Below are 20631 nucleotides of genomic sequence, written 5' to 3'. Positions count from 1 at the left end.
GCGCGCCCGTCATGGACGCGGCGACTTCGCACTTTCCTTCCCCGACGCGACGCGGGCGGTGGCTGGCGCCGCTGTTCGATCGCATCCTCGACCGGATCGACCGGGGCCTGACGCAGGGCGCGATCGAGGCCTGCCTGCCCGATGGCACGCACCGGCTGATCGGGGGCCATGCCGACGGCCCGGTCGCGATCGTGCGACTGGTGCGCTGGCGCGCGTTGTGGCGGCTGGTGACCGCCGGCTCCGTCGGCTGGTACGAAGGGTGGGAAGCGGGCGACTGGACCAGCCCCGATCCGGTGCCGGTGTTCGACCTGTTCATGCGCAACCGGGCGACGCTGGGCGATGTCGCGCGCGCCAAGCATGGCATGCGGCTGGCGATGCGGGTGGCGCATCGGCTGCGGCGCAATCACCGCGCGGGATCGCGCCGCAACATCGCCGCGCATTACGATCTCGGCAACGACTTCTATCGCGAGTGGCTGGATGCGACGCTGACCTATTCCAGCGCGCTGGACGTCACGGAGGGCGAACCGCTGGAGGTGGCGCAGCAGCGCAAGCTGGACGCGGTGCTGGCGCGGACCGGCGCGGTCGCGGGGCAGACGGTGCTGGAGATCGGGTGCGGCTGGGGCTCGTTCGCGGCCACCGCTGCGGCCGCGGGGGTCAAGGTCCATGCGCTGACGCTGTCGACCGAGCAGCGCGAGCAGGTGCTGGCGCGCGGATTGTCGGGGGTGACGGTCGGGCTGACCGATTATCGCGACGCGACCGGCGCTTACGACGCGGTGGCGAGCATCGAGATGGTCGAGGCGGTCGGGCCGGAATATTGGTCGACCTATCTGGCGACGATCGCGCGCGTGCTGGCGCCGGGTGGTCGCGCGGCGTTGCAACTCATCACGATCGCGGACGATATCTGGCACAAGTACAACGGCAGCGCGGATTTCATTCAGCGCTACGTGTTTCCGGGCGGATCACTGGTGTCGGCGAGCCGGTTTCGTGCGAGCGCGGAGGCGCAAGGTCTGGCGTGGACCGACGAGCGGCGGTTCGGTCTCGATTATGCCGAGACGTTGCTGGAATGGCGTCGGCGGTTCGATCGCGCGGTCGCGGAGGGGCGCCTGCCGGAACGGTTCGATGCGCGGTTCGAACGGCTGTGGCGCTATTATCTGATGTATTGCGAAGGCGGCTTTCGCGGCGGCGGCATCGACGTGATGCAGGTGACGTTGGTGAAGGGATAGGGCAGGTCGCTTCAACCCACCTTCAGCACGTCACCACCGCCTGCGCCGGGGTGAGGGATAGCCGTCCTTACCCCACACGCTCGCGGTGGTTGGCCTCGAAGCCCTCGATGGCCAGCGCCGTGATCCGCTCGGCGACCACCTCGGGCGGCTTCACCGACGCAGGGTCTTCGCCCGGATAAGCGCGGGCGCGCATCTTGGTGCGGGTGGCGCCGGGGTCGAGCACCGCGATGCGTACCTTGCTGACCTCGGCCAGTTCGTCGCCATAGGCTTCGAGCAGCGTCTCGAACGCTGCCTTCGACGCGCCATAGGCGCCCCAATAGGCACGCGGCTGACGCGCCACCGACGAAGTGACGCCGATCACCCGTGCACCGGCCGAGCGGCGCAGCATCGGATCGAAGGACTGGAGCAGCGCCACCTGCGCCGACACGTTGAGCGTCAGCACCTGCGCGAACTCCTTGGCATCGATCGCGGGGACCGCGGCCAACGATCCGAGCATCCCGGCGTTCAGCACCATGATATCCAGCGCCTGCCAGCGTTCGCCGATCGCCGTCGCCAGTCGCGCGATCGAATCGCTCTGCGCCAAGTCCAGCGGTGCGATCGTCGCGGAGCCGCCCGCGTCAAAGATCGCCTGCTCGATCTCCTCCAGCCCCTTTGCGGTGCGCGCGGTCAGCACGACATGCGCCCCCTGCGCCGCCAGCGTGATCGCGGTCGCGGCGCCGATCCCGCGGCTCGCGCCCGTCACCAGCGCGAGTTTGTCGGCAAGAGGCTTGGTCATGAACGTCATCCCGGCCTTGTTCGGGGCACCAGCGGCCCCCGAACATGTTGATCGCCGCTCCTGCGGCACGGTCGATGCCGGGACAGGCCCGGCATGATGGGGCGGAAGGGTCAGTTCACCCGTTCGTCGAGCATCGCCAGCTGGTCGATCGCGCTCGATTCATCATGGTCGGTCAACGTCGTCGGATAGTCGCCGGTGAAGCATGCGTCGCAATATTTCGGGCGACCTTCGGCACGCTGCGCCTCGCCCAGTGCCTTATAGAGTCCGTCGATCGACACGAACGCCAGACTGTCGGCATGGATGAAGTCGGTCATCCCGCCGAGGTCCAGCTTCGCCGCCAGCAGCTTGGCGCGCTCCGGCGTGTCGACGCCATAGAAGCAGCTATGCCGGGTCGGGGGCGACGCGATGCGCATGTGGACTTCCGCCGCGCCCGCCTCGCGCATCATCTGCACGATCTTGAGCGACGTGGTGCCGCGCACGATCGAATCGTCGATCAGGACGATCTTCTTGCCCTGGATCAGCGCGCGATTGGCGTTGTGCTTCAGCTTGACGCCCAGATGGCGAACCTTGTCGCCCGGCTGGATGAAGGTGCGGCCGACATAATGCGAGCGGATGATGCCCAGCTCGAACGGGATGCCCGATTCCTGCGCATAGCCGATCGCGGCCGGGACACCCGAATCGGGAACCGGGATGACCAGATCGGCCTCGACCGGTGCCTCGATCGCGAGCTGTGCGCCGATGTTCTTGCGGACCGAATAGATCGAATGGTCGTCGACGATCGAATCGGGTCGCGAGAAATACACCCATTCGAAGATGCACGGCCGCGCCGCCACCTGATCGAACGGGCGGATCGAGCGAAGCTCGCCGTTCTGGACGATGACCAGCTCGCCCGGCTCCACCGAGCGCTCGAAGGTCGCGCCGACCACGTCGAGCGCCACCGTCTCGCTGGCGAAGATGTACGTGTCACCCAGCTTGCCCATCACCAGCGGGCGGATGCCGAGCGGATCGCGGCACGCGATCATCCCGTCCGGCGTCATCACGATCAGCGCATAGGCGCCCTCGACCTGCTTCAGCGCGTCGATGAACTTGTCGAGCAGGGTGCGATACTGGCTGGTCGCGACGAGGTGGATGATCGTCTCGGTATCGGAGGTCGACTGGAAGATCGACCCGCGCCGCACCAGCTCGCGCCGCAGCCGCATCGCATTGGAGATGTTGCCGTTGTGGGCGATCGCGAAGCCGCCCGACTGCAATTCGGCGTACAGCGGCTGGACGTTGCGCAGCGCGGTCTCGCCGGTCGTCGAATAGCGGACGTGCCCGCAGGCGATGTCGCCGGCCAGCGCGCGGATCACGTCGTCGCGGTCGAAATTGCCGGCGACGTGCCCCATCGCGCGATGGGTGTGGAAATCACGACCGTCGAAGCTGGTGATTCCGGCCGCTTCCTGCCCGCGATGCTGGAGCGCATGGAGGCCGAGTGCCACCAGCGCCGCCGCGCCTTCGGAACCGGAAGCGCCGAAAATGCCGCATTCCTCGTGGAGATGATCGTCGTCGAACGGATGTGTGGTCAGCATAAGCTCAGGGGGCTCGCGTGGTGCGGGGCCGCATATAGCGAGCGTCGCGCAAATGTCATCAAGCCGCGGGACCGATCGGGCAGATCGCGCGTTGTCGGTCGCCGCGCGCTGCTCTACCGCCTGTCAGAATGAGCGATCCGCGAGAAACCGGCACGGCCTTCCTGCCCAAATTCGACTCCGCCGGACTGGTGACGGCGGTCGTCACCGACCGCGCCACCGGCTGCGTGCTGATGGTCGCGCATATGAACGCCGACGCGATCGCCGCGACCCGCGCTAGCGGGGAGGCGACCTTCTTCTCGCGCAGTCGCGGGCGGTTGTGGAAGAAGGGTGAGACCTCCGGCAATGTCCTGCGCGTCGTGGAAATGCGCGTGGATTGCGATCAGGACGCGCTCTGGGTGATCGCGGATCCGGCGGGGCCTGCCTGCCATACCGGGGCACCGAGCTGCTTCTACCGCCGGATCGGCGATGGCGGGCTGGAGCGGATCGATTGAGGCGAATCGCCGGTTTGCTGGCGCTGATCCTCGCGACCGGCTGTTCGCGCCCGACGGCCGAAGCCGGTGAGCCGACCGCCGGACGCGCGCTGGAGGCCGCGGCCCGGCAGGCTGGGATGATGGGCGATTCGCGGGACGCTGCCGGCGTCTATGCCGCTGGCGAGAATCGGCTGTGCGTCGCCCGGCGCGGCCGGCGCTATGATATCGGGGTCAGTGTCGATTATGGGGTGGGGCAGCGGTGTGTCGCGCGGGGCAGCGCCGGCGGACGGGACTCGTTGACCATAGATTTCGGCACGGGCTGTCGCTTCACCGCGCGGCGCGACGGCGATCTGCTCGCCTTCCCCACTCGGGTGCCGGATGGCTGCGCCTCGCTGTGCCAGGGGCGCGCCGCGCTGGACGGACTGATGGTCGAGCGGCTGAGCGAGGCGGCCGGCGAGGCGGCGCGCCTGCGCGGCGCGGACGGCGAACTGCTTTGCGGCGCTTGACGTTCACGTAAAGGGAAGGCATCATCATCGGCATGAGCGCTTCCGCTGCCTATGCCGTCGTCCCGCCCCGCCCGGATCGTGAAAGTTTCACGATTACCGACCTGTCGGCGGAATTCGGCGTCACCCCGCGCGCGCTGCGGTTCTACGAGGACGAAGGGCTGATCGCGCCCGAGCGGCGCGGGATGGTGCGGATCTATTCGCATCGTGACCGCGCGCGGCTGGCGTGGATCCTGCGCGGCAAGCGCGTCGGGTTCAGCCTGTCGGACATCCGCGAGATGATCGACCTCTACGATCTCGGCGACGGCCGCCAGACGCAGCGCGCGGTCGCGATCGCGCGCTGTCGCAGCCGCATTGCCGCGCTGGAACAGCAGAAGCACGACATCGACGCCGCCATCACCGAGCTCGCCGAATTCGTCGACGTGCTCGAAGGTGGCGCTACCAGGAAAGAGTGAGACGATGCCGCAGTATACGCCACCGATCCGCGATACCCGTTTCGTGCTCGAACATGTCGTCGGGCTGGACCGTTACGCCAACGTCGCCGGCTTTGCCGCCGCGACGCCGGATACCGTCGAGGCGGTGCTGGAAGAGGGCGGCCGGTTCGTCGCCGAGGTGCTGTTCCCGCTCAACCAGTCGGGCGATCTGGAAGGCTGCACCCGCCATGACGACGGCAGCGTGACGACGCCCAAAGGCTTCAAGGAAGCCTATGCCAGGTTCGTCGAATCGGGCTGGGGCACGCTGAGCGCGCCGGAAGCGTTCGGCGGGCAGGGGATGCCGCACGTCGTCTCGACCGCGTTCCAGGAATATATGATCTCCGCCAACATGGCGTTCGCCATGTATCCGGGCCTCGCGCACGGTGCGATCGCCGCATTGGTGGTGAAGGGCTCGCCCGAGCAGCAGCAGAAGTATCTGCCGAAGATGGTGTCGGGCGAATGGGGCGGCACCATGAACCTGACCGAGCCGCAGTGCGGCACCGATCTGGGCCTGATCCGCACCCGCGCCGAGCCGCAGGCCGACGGCAGCTACAGGATCACCGGCACCAAGATCTTCATCTCGGCCGGCGAGCACGACCTGACCGACAACATCATCCATCTGGTGCTTGCCAAGACGCCGGGTGCACCGGACAGCTCGAAGGGCATCTCGCTGTTCGTGGTGCCCAAGGTGCTGGTCGAGGACGACGGGTCGCTTGGCGCGCGCAACGCGGTGTCGTGCGGCTCGATCGAGCACAAGATGGGCATCCACGGCAATTCGACCTGCGTCATGAACTATGACGGCGCGACCGGCTGGCTGGTCGGCGAGGAAATGAAGGGGCTGGCCGCGATGTTCATCATGATGAACGCCGCGCGGCTGGGCGTCGGGTTGCAGGGGCTGGGCGTCGCCGAGACCGCGTACCAGAATGCCGTGCAGTATGCGAGGGATCGCCGTCAGGGCCGCGCGCTGACCGGCCCCGCCGAACCGGGTGAAAAGGCCGACAAGCTGTTCGTCCACCCGGACGTGCGCCGGATGCTGATGGACGGCAAGGCTTGGACCGAGGGGCTGCGCGCGCTTTGCCTGTGGGGCGCGCTGCAGGCCGATCTGGAACATAACGCCGATGCGGAGGAGGACCGGCAGCTGGCGGGCGACCTGCTCGGGCTGCTGACCCCGGTCATCAAGGGCGTCGGCACCGATCGCGGCTATCAGATCGCGACCAACGCGCAGCAGGTCTATGGCGGGCATGGTTATATTCGCGAATGGGGCATGGATCAGTATGTCCGCGATGCGCGGATCGCGATGATCTATGAAGGGACCAACGGCGTGCAGGCGATGGACCTTGTCGGGCGCAAGCTGGCGCAGAACGGCGGGCGCGCGGTGCAGGCGTTCGGTCGGCTGGTGATGACCGAGATCGCCGCGGGCAAGGCCAACCCGGCGGTCGCCGATCTTGCGCAGCGGCTGGAAAAGGCAGCGGGCGAGTTGCAGGCTGCGACGATGTGGTTCCTGGCCAATGGCATGAAGGACCCGAACAATGTCGGCGCGGGCGCGGTGCCGTACATGCATCTGGTGGGCACGGTCGCGGTGGGCCTGATGTGGCTGCGCATGGCCACGGCGGCTGCGCGGTTGAAGGGCGAGGGCGCGGGCGATGCGGCGTTCCTCGATGCCAAGCTGGTGACGGCGCGCTATTTCGCCGAGCGGGTGCTGCCGGAGGCCGGGTCGCTGCGCCGTCAGATCGAGGGCGGTGCCGAGGCGATCATGGCACTGCCGCCGGAAATGTTCGCGGCGGCGTGAGCGAAGGGGGAGGGGGCGGCCTGGTTCGTCGCCCTTTCCGTCACTCCCGCGACCGTAGGGCGTCCGGACGCCCTACGGTCGCGGCCGTTGCGGGAATGACGCGCTGGCGCGGTCGCCGCTAGGGTATGGCCGTCGGCGTTGGCGCGACAGCGGGCGCCTCGCGTCGGCGAACGCCGTCGAGGCCATCGGGAAGGCGCAGACCCGGCGGTCCGGCGGTCGACGCGGGCGGCGTCACCGGCACCACCTGACGCTTCATGCACAATCCCGGCCCGGTGCGCGGAAACTCGCGGCAGTTCCACAATTCGCGTTCCAGCCCGACCTCGCGGTCGCGAAAATAGCTGAACGACATCGCGGTCATCTGCTGCGGCGTGGTGCCCGCGCTCTTCGGCACCATGGCCTTGTCGGTCCACCCGAGGAACTTGCAGCGGCTGCGCATCCCGCACGCCACCTTCGCGACGTCGGGATACCGTTCCGGCAGGCCGTCCAGCGCGACCGCGAAACTGTCGGGTTCACCCGCCACCGGCGTGGCGGCGACGATGGGCGCGCCGGTCAGCGGTGCGGCGGCCGCCATCGCCCCGGCGGCTTCGTCCAGCGCGCCAGCCAGCCGGTGCGCGGGCGAGATCGCGGCGAGGTTCGGGATCACCGGCTCGTCGCTCGACACCGCGCGGCGGAAGGCGGGCGGGGTGCCCCACCAGCCGGTCCAGCGGAAGAAGAGATGCGTGTGGACCTCCGCCAGCTTGTCGAGGCTCGCGCTCCAGTACGGCACCACCCAATCGGTGTGATAATGTGTCGCGTAGCCGACCTTCGCGAAGACCTTGCCGTCCAGCGCCTCGGCCGCGATCTTGCGGGCACGTTCCCATGCCGGGTCGGACGGATGGCGGGCGAGCGCGCCGTCGCACGAGAAGGTGAACTGGCAACCGGTGCTGCGCTCCTGTCCCTGAAAGACGACGCCACAAACGGTTTTGGGGAAGGCCGGATGGCGAAGCCGGTTGAGGACCACCTGCGCGACCGCGCGCTGCCCGACCGGGTCGTCGCCCGCCTCATACCATTCCGCCGCAGCCAGACAGTCGGTGGCACGCGCGCGCTGCGCCTCGTCGCCGACGAAGCGGAACGGGCGCGCCGCCGGATTCGGGCCACGCACGAACGGGATGCCGGCGTTGTAGAGGCGGGCATCCTCCGGCGTCAGGTCCTGGAACGCGACCGGCTCGACCTCGGGGATTTCGGTTTGCGCCACCACGCGCCGGGGCTTGGTCACCTTCGCGGCGATGGCGCGCGGCACCGTGGGCGGCCGGGTGACCACCCATGTCGGCACCGCGAGCGCCACCGTCGCGATCCCGGCGAGGATCGCGTTCAACTTGAACGGCGTCAGGTCAGTTCTCCGGTAGGAAGTCCGGCACCGACAGGTAACGCTCGCCGGTATCGTAGTTGAAGCCGAGGACGCGCACGTCGTCGGGCAGGTCGGGCAGCTTCTGCAGGATCGCCGCGAGCGTCGCGCCGGAGGAGATGCCGACCAGGAGCCCTTCCTCGCGTGCCGAGCGCCGCGCCATATCCTTGGCGACCGCCGCATCCACCTCGATCACGCCGTCCAAGGCGCGGGTGTGAAGGTTGGCCGGGATGAAGCCGGCGCCGATGCCCTGGATGGGGTGCGGGCCGGCCTGACCGCCGGAGATTACCGGCGACGCCTGAGGTTCGACCGCGAACACCTTGAGGTTCGGCCATTCCTTCTTCAGCGTCTCGGCGACGCCGGTGATATGGCCACCGGTGCCGACGCCGGTAATGATGACGTCGATCGGCGTGTCGCGGAAGTCGTTGAGGATTTCCTGTGCCGTGGTGCGGACATGCACGTCGATGTTCGCTTCGTTCTCGAACTGCTGCGGCATCCAGGCGCCGGGCGTCTGCTCGACCAGTTCGAGCGCACGCTCGATCGCGCCCTTCATGCCCTTCTCGCGCGGGGTCAGATCGAACTGCGCGCCATAGGCCAGCATCAGCCGGCGGCGTTCCAGGCTCATGCTCTCCGGCATCACCAGCACCAGCTTGTAGCCCTTGACCGCCGCGACCATCGCCAGGCCGATGCCGGTGTTGCCGCTGGTCGGCTCGATGATCGTGCCGCCCGGTTTCAGCGCGCCCGATGCTTCGGCGGCCTCGACCATCGCCAGCGCGATCCGGTCCTTGATCGAGCCGCCGGGATTGGCGCGCTCGGACTTGATCCAGACCTCGGAGCCGGGAAACAGCTTCTGCACGCGGATGTGCGGCGTATTGCCGATCGTCGCCAGGACGTTCTGTGCCTTCATGGCTGCGCTACTCCATGTTGTGGTTGGGTATCGATCATGTCGGGCGGATCAAAGGTCCGCGCACGGCGGAGTTCCGGGAACAGCCGCGCCCAGAGCAGGGTGATGGCGATCGCGCCGACGCCGCCGACGGCGACCGCGCCGACCGGACCGAGCAGCGAGGCCATCAGCCCGCTCTCCGCCTCGCCCAGTTCGTTGGAGGCCGAGATCGTGAGCTGCGACACCGCGCTGACCCGCCCGCGCATCGCATCCGGCGTGTGCAGCTGGATCAGCGAGGTACGGACGTAGACCGACACCATGTCGGCCCCGCCCGCGACGATCAGCGCGATCAGGCTGATCGCGAAATCCGTGGCGACCGGCAGACCCGCGACGGTCAGCCGGGTGATGCCCAGCGCGTCGGTAACGCGCGTCGCGATGCCGAAGGTCAGGATCGCCAGCCCGAAGACGACCACCGAGGTCAGCATCTTGACCCCGACATTGGTCTTCATTGGGCGAAAGGAGAACCAGATCGCCGTGCTTGCCGCCCCGATCCCCATGCCCGCCGCCAGGAACCCAAGCCCGCTTGCCCCGACATGCAGGATATCGCGGGCATAGATCGGCAGCAGCGCCGTGGCCCCGGCCAGCAGCACCGCGAAGAGATCCAGCGTGATCGTGGCCAGCACCAGTCGGTTGCGACGGACATAGGAGAAGCCGTCGAGGATGCGCTGAAGCGGCTTGCGGTCCTTCTGTGCGGGTGGCTGCGGCACCTTGCCGATCAGGAACATCGTCGCCAGCGCCAGCGCCAGCAGCGCGGAAATCACCCCATAGGCGACATCCGGATGGATCGCATACAGCAGTCCGCCGATGCTCGGGCCGGCGATCGTGCCGAACTGCCACGCGATCGAGCTGATCGCGATCGCGGTCGGCAGGCTTTCCTTGGGCACCAGATTGGGGGCGAGCGCCGAATAGGCCGGACCGGAAAACGCCCGTGCGATCCCGATCAGGACGGCGGCGAAGAACAGATGCGGCAGCGTCAGCGCGCCCGCCCAGGTGAACAGCCCCAGCGTCGCGGCGTTGACGACCAGCAACCCGGTCGTGGCGCGAACGATCCAGCGTCGGTCGATACTGTCGGCGACCAGGCCGACGACGGGGGTCAGCAGGAACAGCGGGACGAACTGCACCAGCCCGATCATGCCCAGCATGAACGCCGCCTCGCGTATGTCCATCGTCTGCCGCGCGATGCCGTATACCTGCCAGCCGATGATGATCGCCTGCGCGCTGATCGCGATCGTGCCGGCGAAGCGCGACAGCCAATAGGCCCGGAAATTCCCGATCCGCAGCGGGTGGAGGGGCGGCGGCGTGTCGGTCGGCGCGGTCATCGACGCTGGCCTAAACCGACCCCCAATCCCTTGCAACCCGGTGGGGTTTGCAGTCTGCCCCTAGCCGCGACTATAGGCCGGTACGTCTTCCAAGAAACGAGGTAGTGTCCATCGTGGCAAAAGCGCCAGCACGCACCCCCGCACCGGCGGCCGATCCGCAGAAAACGAATCGCGAGCGTCCCACCGATCCGCGCCCGTATGAGGCGAGCAAGGAGGAACTGCTCAAATTCTACGAGGACATGCTGCTGATCCGCCGCTTCGAGGAGAAGGCGGGGCAGTTGTATGGCCTGGGCCTGATCGGCGGCTTCTGCCACCTGTATATCGGTCAGGAAGCGGTCGCAGTCGGGCTGCAGTCGGCGCTGACCGAGGCGGATTCGGTCATCACCGGCTATCGCGACCATGGTCACATGCTGCTGTGCGGCATCCCGCCCAAGGACGTCATGGCGGAGCTGACGGGCCGCGCCGCCGGCATCTCGAAGGGCAAGGGCGGCTCGATGCACATGTTCAGCGTGGAACATAAGTTCTACGGCGGGCACGGCATCGTCGGCGCGCAGGTCTCGCTCGGCGCCGGGCTGGCGTTCAGCCACAAATACACCAACGACGGCGGCGTCTGCCTCGCCTATTTCGGCGACGGTGCGGCGAATCAGGGCCAGGTGTACGAGAGCTTCAACATGGCCGAGCTCTGGAAGCTGCCGATCATCTTCGTGATCGAGAACAACCAGTACGCCATGGGCACCAGCGTCAACCGCGCCTCGTCCGAGGACCAGCTGTATCGCCGTGGCGAAAGCTTCCGCATCCCGGGGCTGCAGATCGACGGCATGGACGTGCTGGCGGCGCGCGGCGCGGCGGAAGAGGCGCTGGCGTGGGTGCGCGCGGGCAAGGGGCCGATCATCCTCGAAATGAAGACCTATCGCTATCGCGGCCACTCGATGTCCGATCCGGCCAAGTACCGCTCGCGCGACGAGGTGCAGGCGGTGCGCGACAAGTCCGATCCGATCGAGCACGTCAAGAAGCTGCTGACCGAAGGCCACGGCGCCAAGGAAGAGGATTTCAAGGCGATCGAGCAGCGCATCCGCAAGCAGGTGGCGGAGGCCGCCGATTTCGCCGAAAGCACGCCGGAGCCGGATCCGGCCGAACTGTATACCGACGTTCTGGTGGAGAAGTACTGAGATGGCGATCGACATCAAGATGCCGGCGCTTTCGCCCACCATGGAGGAGGGCACGCTCGCCAAGTGGCTCGTCAAGGAAGGCGACACGGTGAAGTCGGGCGACATCATGGCCGAGATCGAGACCGACAAGGCGACGATGGAATTCGAGGCGGTCGACGAAGGCACCGTCGCGAAGATCCTGGTCGCCGAGGGTACGGACGGCGTGAAGGTCGGTACCGTCATCATGCAGCTCGCCGGTGAGGGCGAGGAAGCCGGTGAGGCGACCAAGGACGATTCGCCTGCGGCCCAGGCGGCGGCGGACGAGAAGAAGCCCGACACGGTCGAGGATTCGGCGCACCCCGCGCAGGAAAAGGTCGACACCGGCGCGCGCCAGCTCTTCGACGCGGCCGCCAACAAGGCCGAGGTCACCGACCCGGCGATCCCGGCCGGCACCGAGATGGTGAAGGTCACGGTCCGCGAAGCGTTGCGCGACGCGATGGCCGAGGAAATGCGTGCCGACGAGCGCGTGTTCGTGATGGGCGAGGAAGTCGCGCAATATCAGGGCGCGTACAAGGTCACGCAGGGCTTGCTCGACGAGTTCGGCGACAAGCGCGTCATCGACACGCCGATCACCGAATATGGCTTTGCCGGCATCGGCGCGGGCGCGGCGATGGGCGGGCTGAAGCCTATCGTCGAGTTCATGACGTTCAACTTCGCGATGCAGGCAATCGATCACATCATCAACTCGGCCGCCAAGACCAACTACATGTCGGGCGGCCAGATGCGCTGCCCGATCGTGTTCCGTGGTCCCAACGGCGCGGCGAGCCGCGTCGGCGCGCAGCACTCGCAGAACTACGGTCCGTGGTACGCCAGCGTTCCGGGCCTGATCGTGATCGCGCCCTATGACGCGGCGGATGCCAAGGGGCTGCTGAAGGCGGCAATTCGCTCGGCCGATCCGGTCGTGTTCCTGGAGAACGAGCTGCTGTATGGCCGGTCGTTCGAGGTGCCGAAGCTGGATGATTGGGTGCTTCCGATCGGCAAGGCGCGCATCATGCGCGAGGGCAGCGATGTCACGCTGGTCAGCTATTCGATCGGCGTCGGGCTCGCGCTGGAAGCCGCCGAGACGCTGGCGGGCGAGGGGATCGAGGCGGAGGTCATCGACCTGCGCACGCTGCGCCCGCTCGACAAGCAGACGGTGCTGACGTCCCTCGCCAAGACCAACCGTCTGGTAGTGGTCGAGGAAGGCTGGCCGACCTGTTCGATCGCGTCCGAAATCACCGCGATCGTGATGGAGGAGGGCTTCGACGACCTCGACGCGCCGGTACTGCGCGTCACGAACGAGGACGTGCCGCTGCCTTATGCGGCCAACCTCGAGAAGCTGGCGCTGATCTCCGCCGACAAGATCGTCAAGACGGTCAGGAAGATCGTCTGATGGCGATCGGCCGGGATGGGCTGCGGCTCCCGTCCCGGCCGATCGGGAGCCGCGCGCGCCCCCGGGCGCGGACGTCCACCGTACCCGTCCGCGACGGCGGTTGCGTGGCGTCCACCGCTCATGATGTACCGAACCCCGGGGCGCGCAACGTCTAGCAAGGTGGATCGCATCATGGGCGCAGGCGAGGGGGCGGGATACCACGATCCGGATGGCCGTGCGGAAGAGCGTGCGCTCGCACTCCGCTATGCGCCTGCCGCGGCGCGTGACGGTCTGGCGGCATTGCTGGCGCTCGACGCGCGGTTGGGCGCGATCTTGCGCACCACGCGCGAGCCGCTGATCGGTCAGATGCGATTGACGTGGTGGCACCAGGCGCTGGTCGCCCTCGATCATGCGCCACCGCCGGCCGAGCCGATGTTGCAACGCCTCGCCGATCTTGTCGTGCCCCATGTGGCGGGCGCGCGCCTCGCCATGATGGTCGAAGGGTGGGAGGTGCTGCTCGACCCCGAGCTGGACGGGGCAGCCCTTCAATCGCATGGCGACCTGCGCGGCGGTGCGTTGTTCGGCGCGATGGCCACGCTCTGTAACAGCGCCGTGCCGCAGCTAGCATTGGCCGGACGCGGCTGGGCACTGGCAGATCTCTCCCGGCACGTGCGCGATCCGCGATTGGCCCCGATGGCTCGCCATCTGGCGCAGGACGCGTTGCGTGCGGCGATGATCGATCGCTGGCCCACCCGCGCACGCGCGATCGGTGCGTTGACGCGGATGGCGTGGATGGACATCCAGGATCGTGCACGCCCGCCCGGCCATCCCGCTCGTGCCGCGCGATTGCTATGGCACCGCCTGTCAGGGCGATGAGCACCGCCCGCTTGCGCCGGCGCGTCATCGCGCTAGCGTGATCGATGCAACGGGGGATGGGGCAAGATGTGGCGATATCTGGTCGGCGGCGCGGCGGCGTTGTTGATGGTGGGGGCGGGGTGGCTGATCTTCAACGGTCAGGCGCAGAGCGAGCATGTCCTTCCCCGAACGCCACCGTCCGCCGCAGCGCGGACGGCAGAGACGACGGACGGCGAGGAGCCCGCGCTACCCGAGGCATCCGTGCGCAGCCGTGAACAGAAGCGCTTCGACCGCTATGACAAGGATCGAGATGGACGGATCACGCGCGACGAGTATCTGATTGCGCGACGCAAGGCCTTCGCGAAGCTCGATACCAATAGCGACGGCCGGTTAAGCTTCGACGAATGGGCGATAAAGACCACCAAACGCTTCGCCGAGGCGGATCGTGACCGGTCGGCCGCGATGAGCCCCGAGGAATTCGCCACCACCGCACCGAAGCGCCATGCCAAACCGGCCTGTCGTTGTCCGGCACCGGCTGGGGACGACGGTGCCTGATGTGGCGTCAAGCCACACGCGGCGAACGGACCAACGTGATCGATAGCCGGCGACGGTCATGCACGGTGTCGTTGCACCACCTGACGTGCACGCGACCGCTTCGATCATTCAACTCGCAAACCCGATAATCTACATTATGTAAATGCAGTTATCCCGATATAGAGCAGTACCGCGATACCGGCCCACGCCGCCGCGTAGCGCAGCACCATCATCGGTGCCACACGACGCGCCAACAGCGCGGACACCGGCAAGATCAATACGAGCAGCAACAGCATCGCGCGGAGCGTCGTGTCGCTCACGCCATCAACTCCAGTCCGTCATAGCCGGGCTCGACTCCCTCAGGAAGTTCCTCGCACAAGCTACGGTAATCCATGGATTGATCCATATGGACCAGCGCGGTGCGACGCGGCGCGAACTGCTGGTGCCAGCGGAGCACGGTCGGCAGATCTGGATGCGTCGGATGCGGGCGGCGGCGCAGAGCATCGACGATCCACACGTCCAACCCGTGGTACAGCGGCTCCATCGCCACGGTCATCTCGTGCAGATCGGTCGCGTATCCCACCGCCTTGCCGCCGGCCTCGAAACGCAGGCCGGCCGATGTGATGCCGCCGTGCGGCTGATCGACGACCCGGATCTCGATGGTGCCGATCCGCAAGTGATCGGGCAGATCGTGCAGCGCCACGATCGGCGGATAACCGCCATTCCCCTCGAATACGTACCCGAATTGACGCCGCAGCGCCGCTGCCGTGCGCGGACGTGCATAGCCCGGCACAGGGTGCCCGAGCGCGTGATACACTTGTCGCAGGTCGTCGATGCCGAACACATGGTCGGCATGTTCGTGGGTCCAGACGACCGCGCTGACGCGACCGACCTGCGCCTCCAGCAACTGTTCGCGCATATCGGGACTGGTGTCGACCAGGATGCGCGTGTCCTCATGTTCCACCAGCAGCGATGATCGCAAGCGGCGATTGCGCGGCTCGCTCGGGTCGCAGGCTCCCCAATCGTTGCCGATCCGCGGCACCCCCGACGACGTGCCCGACCCGAGGATGCGGACCTTCACGCCGCGCGCGTCTTGCTGAAGAGCGCATGGAAATTGCGCGCGGTATAATCCTGCAAGTCCAGCACATCTTCGCCGCGCAGTTTGGCCAGGAACGCGGCCGTATCCGCGACGAAGCCGGGTTCGCCGGTCTTGCCCCGGTGCGGCACGGGGGCAAGGAACGGCGCGTCCGTCTCGATCAACAGCCGCTCGCGCGGCAGACGCGCGGCGGTGGCCTGAAGGTCGGTGGCATTGCGGAAGGTCACGATACCGGAAATGGAGATATAAAGACCGAGTTCCAGCGCCTTGTCGGCAAAGGCATCGCTGGCGGTGAAGCAGTGGATGACCCCGGCATAGGCCCCCTGCTCCATTTCCTCGCGCATGATCGCGGCGGTGTCGTCCTCGGCATCACGCGTGTGGACGACGATCGGCACGCCGGCGTCCCGCGCCGCCGCGATATGCGCCCGGAAACTCGTCTGTTGCCGCGTCCGGTCCGAATGGTCGTAGTGATAGTCGAGCCCGCTTTCCCCGATACCGACCACACGTGGATGACGCGCGCGCTCCACCAGCCGCGCGGTGTCGATGTGCGGATGCTGGTCGGCCTCGTGGGGATGGATGCCGACCGTGGCCCAGACGTCCGGCTCGCGCTCGGCGGTCGCCAGCACCGCGTCCCATTCGCTTTCGCGGGTCGCGATATTGAGCATCGCGGTCACGCCACGTGCACGGGCCCGTTCGAGCACCGCCTGCTGTTCCTCCGCCAAGCCCTTGTAATTGAGATGGCAATGGCTATCGGCAAGCATCAGGCGTGCTCCGTCTCGGCGGGCATCTCCAGGCGCGGGAACGCCGGCGCCGGCGTCGCGAGCGCGAACCCCGCCGCGGCCTGCCGCGCATACCAGCCATCGTCATCGATCGCCGCATGGTCGCGTTGTTCCGCCCCCAGCAGGTCGAGGACGCGCCCCGCCCCTTCCGGCACGACCGGCAGGATCGTGATCGCCAGCATCCGGATCGCGCGCACCAGCGTACCCAGCACGGCGTGCATCCGCTCCGGATGGGTCTTGCGGAGCGACCACGGCGCCTGCGCGTCGATATATTGGTTGCAGGCGAAGACGCCACGCATCCACGCCTCGATCCCCTGGCTGAGCATCAGGTCGCCGAACGCCGCCTTGAAGCCCGCGCAGGCCACGACGACCTCCTCGATCAGCTGACCGTCGGCAATGTCGGCGCGTCCGGGCCCCGGCAGTGCACCGCCGAGATTCTTGCCGATGAACGACAGTGTGCGTTGCGCCAGATTGCCGAACGCATTGGCGAGTTCGGCGTTGACGCGGGTCACGATCGCCTCGGCGGCGTAGCTGCCGTCCTGTCCGAAACTGACCTCGCGCAAGAGGAAATATCGCAGCCCGTCGACCCCGAAAGCGCCAGCCAGATCAATGGGATCGACCACGTTGCCGAGACTCTTCGACATCTTCTCGCCGCGATGCAGCAGGAAGCCATGCCCGAACACCGTCTTCGGCAGCGCCACCCCCGCGGACATCAGGAACGCCGGCCAGTAGACCGCGTGGAAACGCACGATATCCTTGCCGATCAGGTGCAGGTCGGCGGGCCAGTGCGGCATCTCGCCCTCCGGGTAGCCGGCACCGGTCAGATAGTTGGTCAGCGCATCGACCCAGACGTACATGACATGGCCGGGGCTGTCGGGGACCGGCACGCCCCAGTCGAAGCTGGTCCGCGACACCGACAGGTCCGACAACCCGCCCTCGACGAAGCGCAGGATCTCGTTCCGGCGCGATTCCGGTCGGATGAATTCCGGGTTGGCGGCGTAGAAATCGAGCAAAGGCTGCTGGTACTTCGACAGGCGGAAGAACCACGTCTCCTCCGCGGTCCAGGTCACCGGCGTCCCCTGCGGCGAGAGCTTCGCGCCCCCTTCCCCGTCGACCAGTTCCTTTTCGTCGTAAAAGGCTTCGTCGCGGACCGAATACCAGCCCTCGTAACGATCGAGATAGAGGTCGCCCGACGCCGCCATCGCGCGCCACAGCGCCTGGCTGGCGGCGTGATGATCCGGATCGGTGGTGCGGATGAAGCGATCATAGCTGATGTTCAGAGCGTCGCACATCGACCGGAAATAGCCCGACATTTCGTCGGCCAGCAGGCGGACCTCGACACCCTTGTCGCGCGCGGTCTGCACCATCTTCAGCCCGTGTTCGTCGGTGCCGGTCTGGAAGCGGACGTCGCGGCCCGCCTGCCGCTGGAACCGGGCGATCGCGTCGGCGGCGATCGCTTCATAGGCGTGGCCGATGTGCGGGCGCCCGTTGGGGTAGCTGATGGCGGTGGTGATATAATAAGGGTCGCGCATGGCGCCCTCCTAACGCGCTCCATCCGGGGACGCCAGCCGCGCAACGATCCCGGCGAGCTCGTACACGGTGCCCTGCGCATCGAGCGACAGGCTGCGCGCGGCGGCGGTGACGCCGCGCGCCTCGTCATAGGCGTCGAGCGCGGCGCGTAAGTCGGAACCCACCCGCAGCGCGGTCATGCGGGCGATGACGGTCGGCACGCGATCGAGAAACGCCTCGTAACGCGCCTGCGCAGCCTTGGGCGACAACGCCTTGGCAAGCGCGGCGCGGCGCGCGAGGCCGGGATCGCCGTCGCGCCCGATCGCCTCCAGCGCGCTGTCGATCGCGGCGAGATCGAGCCCGGCATAGCCGAGCGCGCGGCCCGGCGCGCCATCGCCGCTCCTCACCAATGCGGCGATCTCGTCGGCATCGGCATCGGGCAGCTCGCGCGACAGCACCGCCGCCATGTCGGTATCGTTCAGCGGATCGAAGCGCAGGACCCGGCAGCGCGAGCGGATCGTCGGCAGCAGGCGGCCCGGCGCGTGGCTGACCAGCAGGAAGACCGTGCCCGACGGCGGCTCCTCCAGACTCTTGAGCAGCGCGTTCGACGCGCCCGGGCGTTCGAGATCGTCGGCGGCGTCGATCACGATCACCCGGCGTGGCGACAGCGACGGCATGGTCCCGAGGAACGGCCCGAGGCTGCGGATCTGATCGACGGTGATCGAACGCGCGAACTCGTCCTCCTTGTCCTTCTTCGCCAAGCGTCGGAGGATGCGCAGATCGGGATGCGAGCCGGCCGCCATCAGCGACGCCGCCTGATGCGCGGCCGGGACGTCCAGCCCCGGCGGCAGCGCACCCGGCGTCATCCCCTCCGCCAACAGGCGCAACGCCGCCGCCTGCGCGAAGGTCGCCTTGCCGACGCCCTGCGGCCCGGCGAGCAGCCAGGCGTGATGCATCGCCCCGCCCGCGCTGGCGGCCAGGAAGGCGTCGATCGCGGCCTGCTGACCGCGCAAGGACGTCACGGCAGCCAGTCCTCCAGCATGTCCAGCATCGCCTGTGTCACCTGTTCCGGCGGCTGCGTCGCGTCGATGCGGCGGAAGCGGTCGGCGTCGTGCGCGGCGAACCTGTCAAAGGCGGCCGCGACGGCGGCGTGGAAATCCTCGCCGCGCATCGCGAAGCGATCGGCCGGCGCGCCGTCGCGCTGCGTGGCGCGCGCCGCGCCGACCGCGACGGGCAGGTCGAGCAGGAACGTCCGGTCGGGCAACAACCCGCGCGTCCCGAAGGCGTGGAGCGCCAGGATCGCGGCGTCATCGACGCCGCCCGCTGCGCCCTGATAGGCGCGGGTCGAGTCGATGAAGCGGTCGCAGATCACCCATTGCCCGGCACCGATGGCGGGTCGGATGACCTTTTCGACATGATCGGCGCGCGCGGCGGCGAACAGCAACGCCTCGGTATGCGGGCTCCAGCGTGCCGCCTCGCCCTGCATCAGCAGCGCGCGGATCGCCTCCGCGCCCTCGCTGCCGCCCGGCTCGCGGGTGACGATCGCATGGACGCCGCGTTCCCCCAAAGCGGCGGCGAGCGCGCGCGCCTGCGTCGACTTGCCCGCCCCCTCCCCGCCTTCGAGGCTCAGGAAACGCCCGTCTTTCACGGTCAGCCGAACAGCCCGGTCAGGCCCTGCCACGCGCGGCCAAAGAAGCCGGCCTCGCCGACATCCGCGGCGGCGACCAGCGGCATCCGCTGCTCGGGTAGACCGGGCGACGACACGACCAGATCGGCGATATGCGCGCCCTGCTTGATCGGCGCCTTGATCGGGCCGTCATAGACGATCTTGCCCGACAGTTGCGGCCGGCTGCCCGAGGGGATGGAGACGGTCAGGTCCTTGGGAGCGACGAGCTTCACGGTGCTGTCGCTGCCCATCTGCACCTTCGCGGTGCCGACTTCCTTGCCCGCCTTCACCACCGGCTTGGCCTGCCACGCGCGGAAGCCCCATTCCATGAAGCGAACGGACTCGCTGGCGCGCTGGTTGAAGCTGGTCAGCCCGGCCAGCACCATCACCAGACGGCGGCCGTTCTGCTCCGCCGAGCCGGTGAAGCCGTAACCGGCCTCTTCGGTGTGCCCGGTCTTGAGACCGTCGGCCCCCGCGACGCGGCCCAGCAGCGGATCACGATTGGCCTGGGTGATCGCCTGACCACCGCCCATCGTCTTGCCCCAGGTGAAATCACGGCGCGAATAGAATTGCTTGTAGAGCTTGGGATGCTGCTGGATCGTCGCCGCCGCCAGCGTCGCGAGGTCGCGCGCGGTGACATAGGTGACGCCGCCGTCGGGCCAGCCGTTGGCGGTGCCGAAGTGGCTGTTCTTCAGGCCCAGCTTCGCGGCGTCCTCGTTCATCCGCTCGACGAACGCCTGTTCGGTGCCCGAAATACCCTCGGCCAGCACGATGCAGGCGTCGTTCCCCGACAAGGTGACGATGCCGTAGAGCAGGTTGGCGACCGACACGCGCTCCCCCGACGACAGGAACATCGTCGATCCCGCCTGCGGGCCGTGCCACTTCGCCCACGTCTCGGGCCGCACCTCGAATTCGGTATCCAGCTTCAGGTCGCCGCGCGCGATCATCTGGAACGCGGTATAGACCGTCATCATCTTCGCCATCGACGCCGGCGGCATGCGGCGATCGGCGTCGCGCGCGAACAGCACCGCGCCCGACGACAGATCCTCCATGAACGCCACCGGGGCCGGCGTGTCGAACTGCGGCGCGGCGGCGATGGCGGGCACCGCCAGCGCCACGGCGGCGGCGGGAAGCGCGATGAGGGTCAGCAGCTTGGTCATCAAGGGTTCCGTGTCGAAGCGGGAAG

The 20631-nt window shown here is 67.9% G+C and carries 21 protein-coding genes; 9 read left to right on the top strand and 12 right to left on the bottom strand.

The window, feature by feature from the left end; translation table 11 throughout:
• The first annotated feature begins 11 nt into the window (after positions 1 to 11).
• Entirely contained in the window at positions 12 to 1223 is a 1212-nt protein-coding gene (locus NS334_RS00880; protein WP_083500152.1) for an SAM-dependent methyltransferase, read from the top strand.
• A gap of 67 nt (positions 1224 to 1290) precedes the next feature.
• Here the strand turns inward: NS334_RS00880 and NS334_RS00875 are convergent, their stop codons facing one another.
• Positions 1291 to 1998 carry an SDR family NAD(P)-dependent oxidoreductase gene (locus tag NS334_RS00875; protein WP_058754117.1) on the bottom strand — a complete coding sequence of 236 codons (708 nt, stop codon included), beginning with the start codon at positions 1996 to 1998 and terminating at the stop codon, positions 1291 to 1293.
• Positions 1999 to 2108: 110 nt separating this feature from the next.
• Complete coding sequence (purF, locus tag NS334_RS00870) at positions 2109 to 3566, bottom strand: amidophosphoribosyltransferase (protein ID WP_058754069.1); 1458 nt, start codon at positions 3564 to 3566, stop codon at positions 2109 to 2111.
• Between the two features lie 128 nt (positions 3567 to 3694).
• Between purF and hisI the strand changes: the two genes are divergently transcribed.
• The 4 genes from hisI to NS334_RS00850 are packed head-to-tail and all read left to right on the top strand — an operon-like array spanning position 3695 to position 6801.
• Positions 3695 to 4057, top strand: a complete 363-nt coding sequence (gene hisI, locus NS334_RS00865) for a phosphoribosyl-AMP cyclohydrolase (RefSeq protein ID WP_058754068.1) — start codon at positions 3695 to 3697, stop codon at positions 4055 to 4057.
• Positions 4054 to 4542 (top strand): hypothetical protein, encoded by a 489-nt coding sequence (locus NS334_RS00860; protein WP_153002525.1) that lies wholly within the window; start codon positions 4054 to 4056, stop codon positions 4540 to 4542. Before hisI ends, NS334_RS00860 begins: the two co-directional genes overlap by 4 nt.
• 32 nt (positions 4543 to 4574) lie before the next feature.
• Positions 4575 to 4994 carry a MerR family transcriptional regulator gene (locus tag NS334_RS00855; RefSeq protein ID WP_058754066.1) on the top strand — a complete coding sequence of 140 codons (420 nt, stop codon included), beginning with the start codon at positions 4575 to 4577 and terminating at the stop codon, positions 4992 to 4994.
• 4 nt (positions 4995 to 4998) lie between these two features.
• Complete coding sequence (locus NS334_RS00850) at positions 4999 to 6801, top strand: acyl-CoA dehydrogenase C-terminal domain-containing protein (protein ID WP_058754065.1); 1803 nt, start codon at positions 4999 to 5001, stop codon at positions 6799 to 6801.
• A 118-nt stretch (positions 6802 to 6919) separates the two neighbouring features.
• On the opposite strand, the gene NS334_RS00845 is transcribed toward NS334_RS00850, so the two are convergent.
• From NS334_RS00845 to NS334_RS00835, 3 genes are read right to left on the bottom strand one after another with little or no spacing between them, the layout of a single operon-like run.
• On the bottom strand, positions 6920 to 8155 hold the full coding sequence (locus NS334_RS00845) for a cell wall hydrolase (protein WP_342585524.1): 1236 nt from the start codon (positions 8153 to 8155) through the stop codon (positions 6920 to 6922).
• Between the two features lie 16 nt (positions 8156 to 8171).
• A complete protein-coding gene (gene cysK / locus NS334_RS00840) occupies positions 8172 to 9092 on the bottom strand; it encodes a cysteine synthase A (protein ID WP_058754064.1) in 921 nt (306 codons plus the stop codon).
• On the bottom strand, positions 9089 to 10447 hold the full coding sequence (locus NS334_RS00835; RefSeq protein ID WP_058754063.1) for an MFS transporter: 1359 nt from the start codon (positions 10445 to 10447) through the stop codon (positions 9089 to 9091). The genes cysK and NS334_RS00835 overlap by 4 nt, the downstream gene beginning before the upstream one ends.
• Before the next feature lie 113 nt (positions 10448 to 10560).
• Here NS334_RS00835 and pdhA point away from each other — a divergent pair, with 113 nt between their 5' ends.
• From pdhA to NS334_RS00815, 4 genes are all read left to right on the top strand, one after another.
• Positions 10561 to 11616 carry a pyruvate dehydrogenase (acetyl-transferring) E1 component subunit alpha gene (gene pdhA, locus NS334_RS00830; RefSeq protein ID WP_058754115.1) on the top strand — a complete coding sequence of 352 codons (1056 nt, stop codon included), beginning with the start codon at positions 10561 to 10563 and terminating at the stop codon, positions 11614 to 11616.
• 1 nt (position 11617) lies between these two features.
• Positions 11618 to 13027 carry a pyruvate dehydrogenase complex E1 component subunit beta gene (locus tag NS334_RS00825; RefSeq protein ID WP_058754062.1) on the top strand — a complete coding sequence of 470 codons (1410 nt, stop codon included), beginning with the start codon at positions 11618 to 11620 and terminating at the stop codon, positions 13025 to 13027.
• Positions 13028 to 13198: 171 nt separating this feature from the next.
• Entirely contained in the window at positions 13199 to 13882 is a 684-nt protein-coding gene (locus NS334_RS00820; RefSeq protein WP_058754061.1) for a squalene/phytoene synthase family protein, read from the top strand.
• A gap of 66 nt (positions 13883 to 13948) precedes the next feature.
• Positions 13949 to 14416 (top strand): EF-hand domain-containing protein, encoded by a 468-nt coding sequence (locus NS334_RS00815; protein WP_058754060.1) that lies wholly within the window; start codon positions 13949 to 13951, stop codon positions 14414 to 14416.
• A 134-nt stretch (positions 14417 to 14550) separates the two neighbouring features.
• Here the strand turns inward: NS334_RS00815 and NS334_RS18480 are convergent, their stop codons facing one another.
• Genes NS334_RS18480 through NS334_RS00785 form a run of 7 tightly spaced genes read right to left on the bottom strand, consistent with a single transcriptional unit; the run spans position 14551 to position 20605 of the window.
• Positions 14551 to 14715, bottom strand: a complete 165-nt coding sequence (locus tag NS334_RS18480) for a hypothetical protein (RefSeq protein ID WP_193752963.1) — start codon at positions 14713 to 14715, stop codon at positions 14551 to 14553.
• A complete protein-coding gene (locus tag NS334_RS00810) occupies positions 14712 to 15476 on the bottom strand; it encodes an MBL fold metallo-hydrolase (protein WP_058754059.1) in 765 nt (254 codons plus the stop codon). The genes NS334_RS18480 and NS334_RS00810 overlap by 4 nt, the downstream gene beginning before the upstream one ends.
• Positions 15473 to 16252: a TatD family hydrolase gene (locus tag NS334_RS00805; protein WP_058754058.1), complete on the bottom strand. Its 780-nt coding sequence runs from the start codon at positions 16250 to 16252 to the stop codon at positions 15473 to 15475. Before NS334_RS00805 ends, NS334_RS00810 begins: the two co-directional genes overlap by 4 nt.
• Positions 16252 to 17802 carry a methionine--tRNA ligase gene (gene metG, locus NS334_RS00800; protein ID WP_058754057.1) on the bottom strand — a complete coding sequence of 517 codons (1551 nt, stop codon included), beginning with the start codon at positions 17800 to 17802 and terminating at the stop codon, positions 16252 to 16254. The genes NS334_RS00805 and metG overlap by 1 nt, the downstream gene beginning before the upstream one ends.
• 9 nt (positions 17803 to 17811) lie before the next feature.
• Positions 17812 to 18801 (bottom strand): DNA polymerase, encoded by a 990-nt coding sequence (locus NS334_RS00795; protein WP_058754056.1) that lies wholly within the window; start codon positions 18799 to 18801, stop codon positions 17812 to 17814.
• Complete coding sequence (tmk, locus tag NS334_RS00790; protein ID WP_058754055.1) at positions 18798 to 19427, bottom strand: dTMP kinase; 630 nt, start codon at positions 19425 to 19427, stop codon at positions 18798 to 18800. The genes NS334_RS00795 and tmk overlap by 4 nt, the downstream gene beginning before the upstream one ends.
• Before the next feature lie 2 nt (positions 19428 to 19429).
• The gene (locus NS334_RS00785; protein ID WP_058754054.1) at positions 19430 to 20605 is read right to left on the bottom strand and encodes a D-alanyl-D-alanine carboxypeptidase family protein; all 1176 of its coding nucleotides are present in this window, start codon (positions 20603 to 20605) and stop codon (positions 19430 to 19432) included.
• Between the last annotated feature and the right edge of the window lie 26 nt (positions 20606 to 20631).

The sequence above is a fragment of the Sphingomonas endophytica genome (assembly GCF_001476895.1).
In the GTDB taxonomy this organism is placed as follows: domain Bacteria; phylum Pseudomonadota; class Alphaproteobacteria; order Sphingomonadales; family Sphingomonadaceae; genus Sphingomonas; species Sphingomonas endophytica_A.
This window is presented reverse-complemented; position numbering and strand designations above follow the sequence as displayed.

Coding starts and splice junctions, on each gene's coding strand:
- NS334_RS00880 (WP_083500152.1), top strand. CDS start 12: ATGGACGCGGCGACTTCGCACTTTCCTTCCCCGACGCGACGCGGGCGG.
- NS334_RS00875 (WP_058754117.1), bottom strand. CDS start 1,998: ATGACCAAGCCTCTTGCCGACAAACTCGCGCTGGTGACGGGCGCGAGC.
- purF (WP_058754069.1), bottom strand. CDS start 3,566: ATGCTGACCACACATCCGTTCGACGACGATCATCTCCACGAGGAATGC.
- hisI (WP_058754068.1), top strand. CDS start 3,695: ATGAGCGATCCGCGAGAAACCGGCACGGCCTTCCTGCCCAAATTCGAC.
- NS334_RS00855 (WP_058754066.1), top strand. CDS start 4,575: ATGAGCGCTTCCGCTGCCTATGCCGTCGTCCCGCCCCGCCCGGATCGT.
- NS334_RS00850 (WP_058754065.1), top strand. CDS start 4,999: ATGCCGCAGTATACGCCACCGATCCGCGATACCCGTTTCGTGCTCGAA.
- cysK (WP_058754064.1), bottom strand. CDS start 9,092: ATGAAGGCACAGAACGTCCTGGCGACGATCGGCAATACGCCGCACATC.
- NS334_RS00835 (WP_058754063.1), bottom strand. CDS start 10,447: ATGACCGCGCCGACCGACACGCCGCCGCCCCTCCACCCGCTGCGGATC.
- NS334_RS00825 (WP_058754062.1), top strand. CDS start 11,618: ATGGCGATCGACATCAAGATGCCGGCGCTTTCGCCCACCATGGAGGAG.
- NS334_RS00820 (WP_058754061.1), top strand. CDS start 13,199: ATGGGCGCAGGCGAGGGGGCGGGATACCACGATCCGGATGGCCGTGCG.
- NS334_RS00815 (WP_058754060.1), top strand. CDS start 13,949: ATGTGGCGATATCTGGTCGGCGGCGCGGCGGCGTTGTTGATGGTGGGG.
- NS334_RS00805 (WP_058754058.1), bottom strand. CDS start 16,252: ATGCTTGCCGATAGCCATTGCCATCTCAATTACAAGGGCTTGGCGGAG.
- metG (WP_058754057.1), bottom strand. CDS start 17,802: ATGCGCGACCCTTATTATATCACCACCGCCATCAGCTACCCCAACGGG.
- NS334_RS00785 (WP_058754054.1), bottom strand. CDS start 20,605: ATGACCAAGCTGCTGACCCTCATCGCGCTTCCCGCCGCCGCCGTGGCG.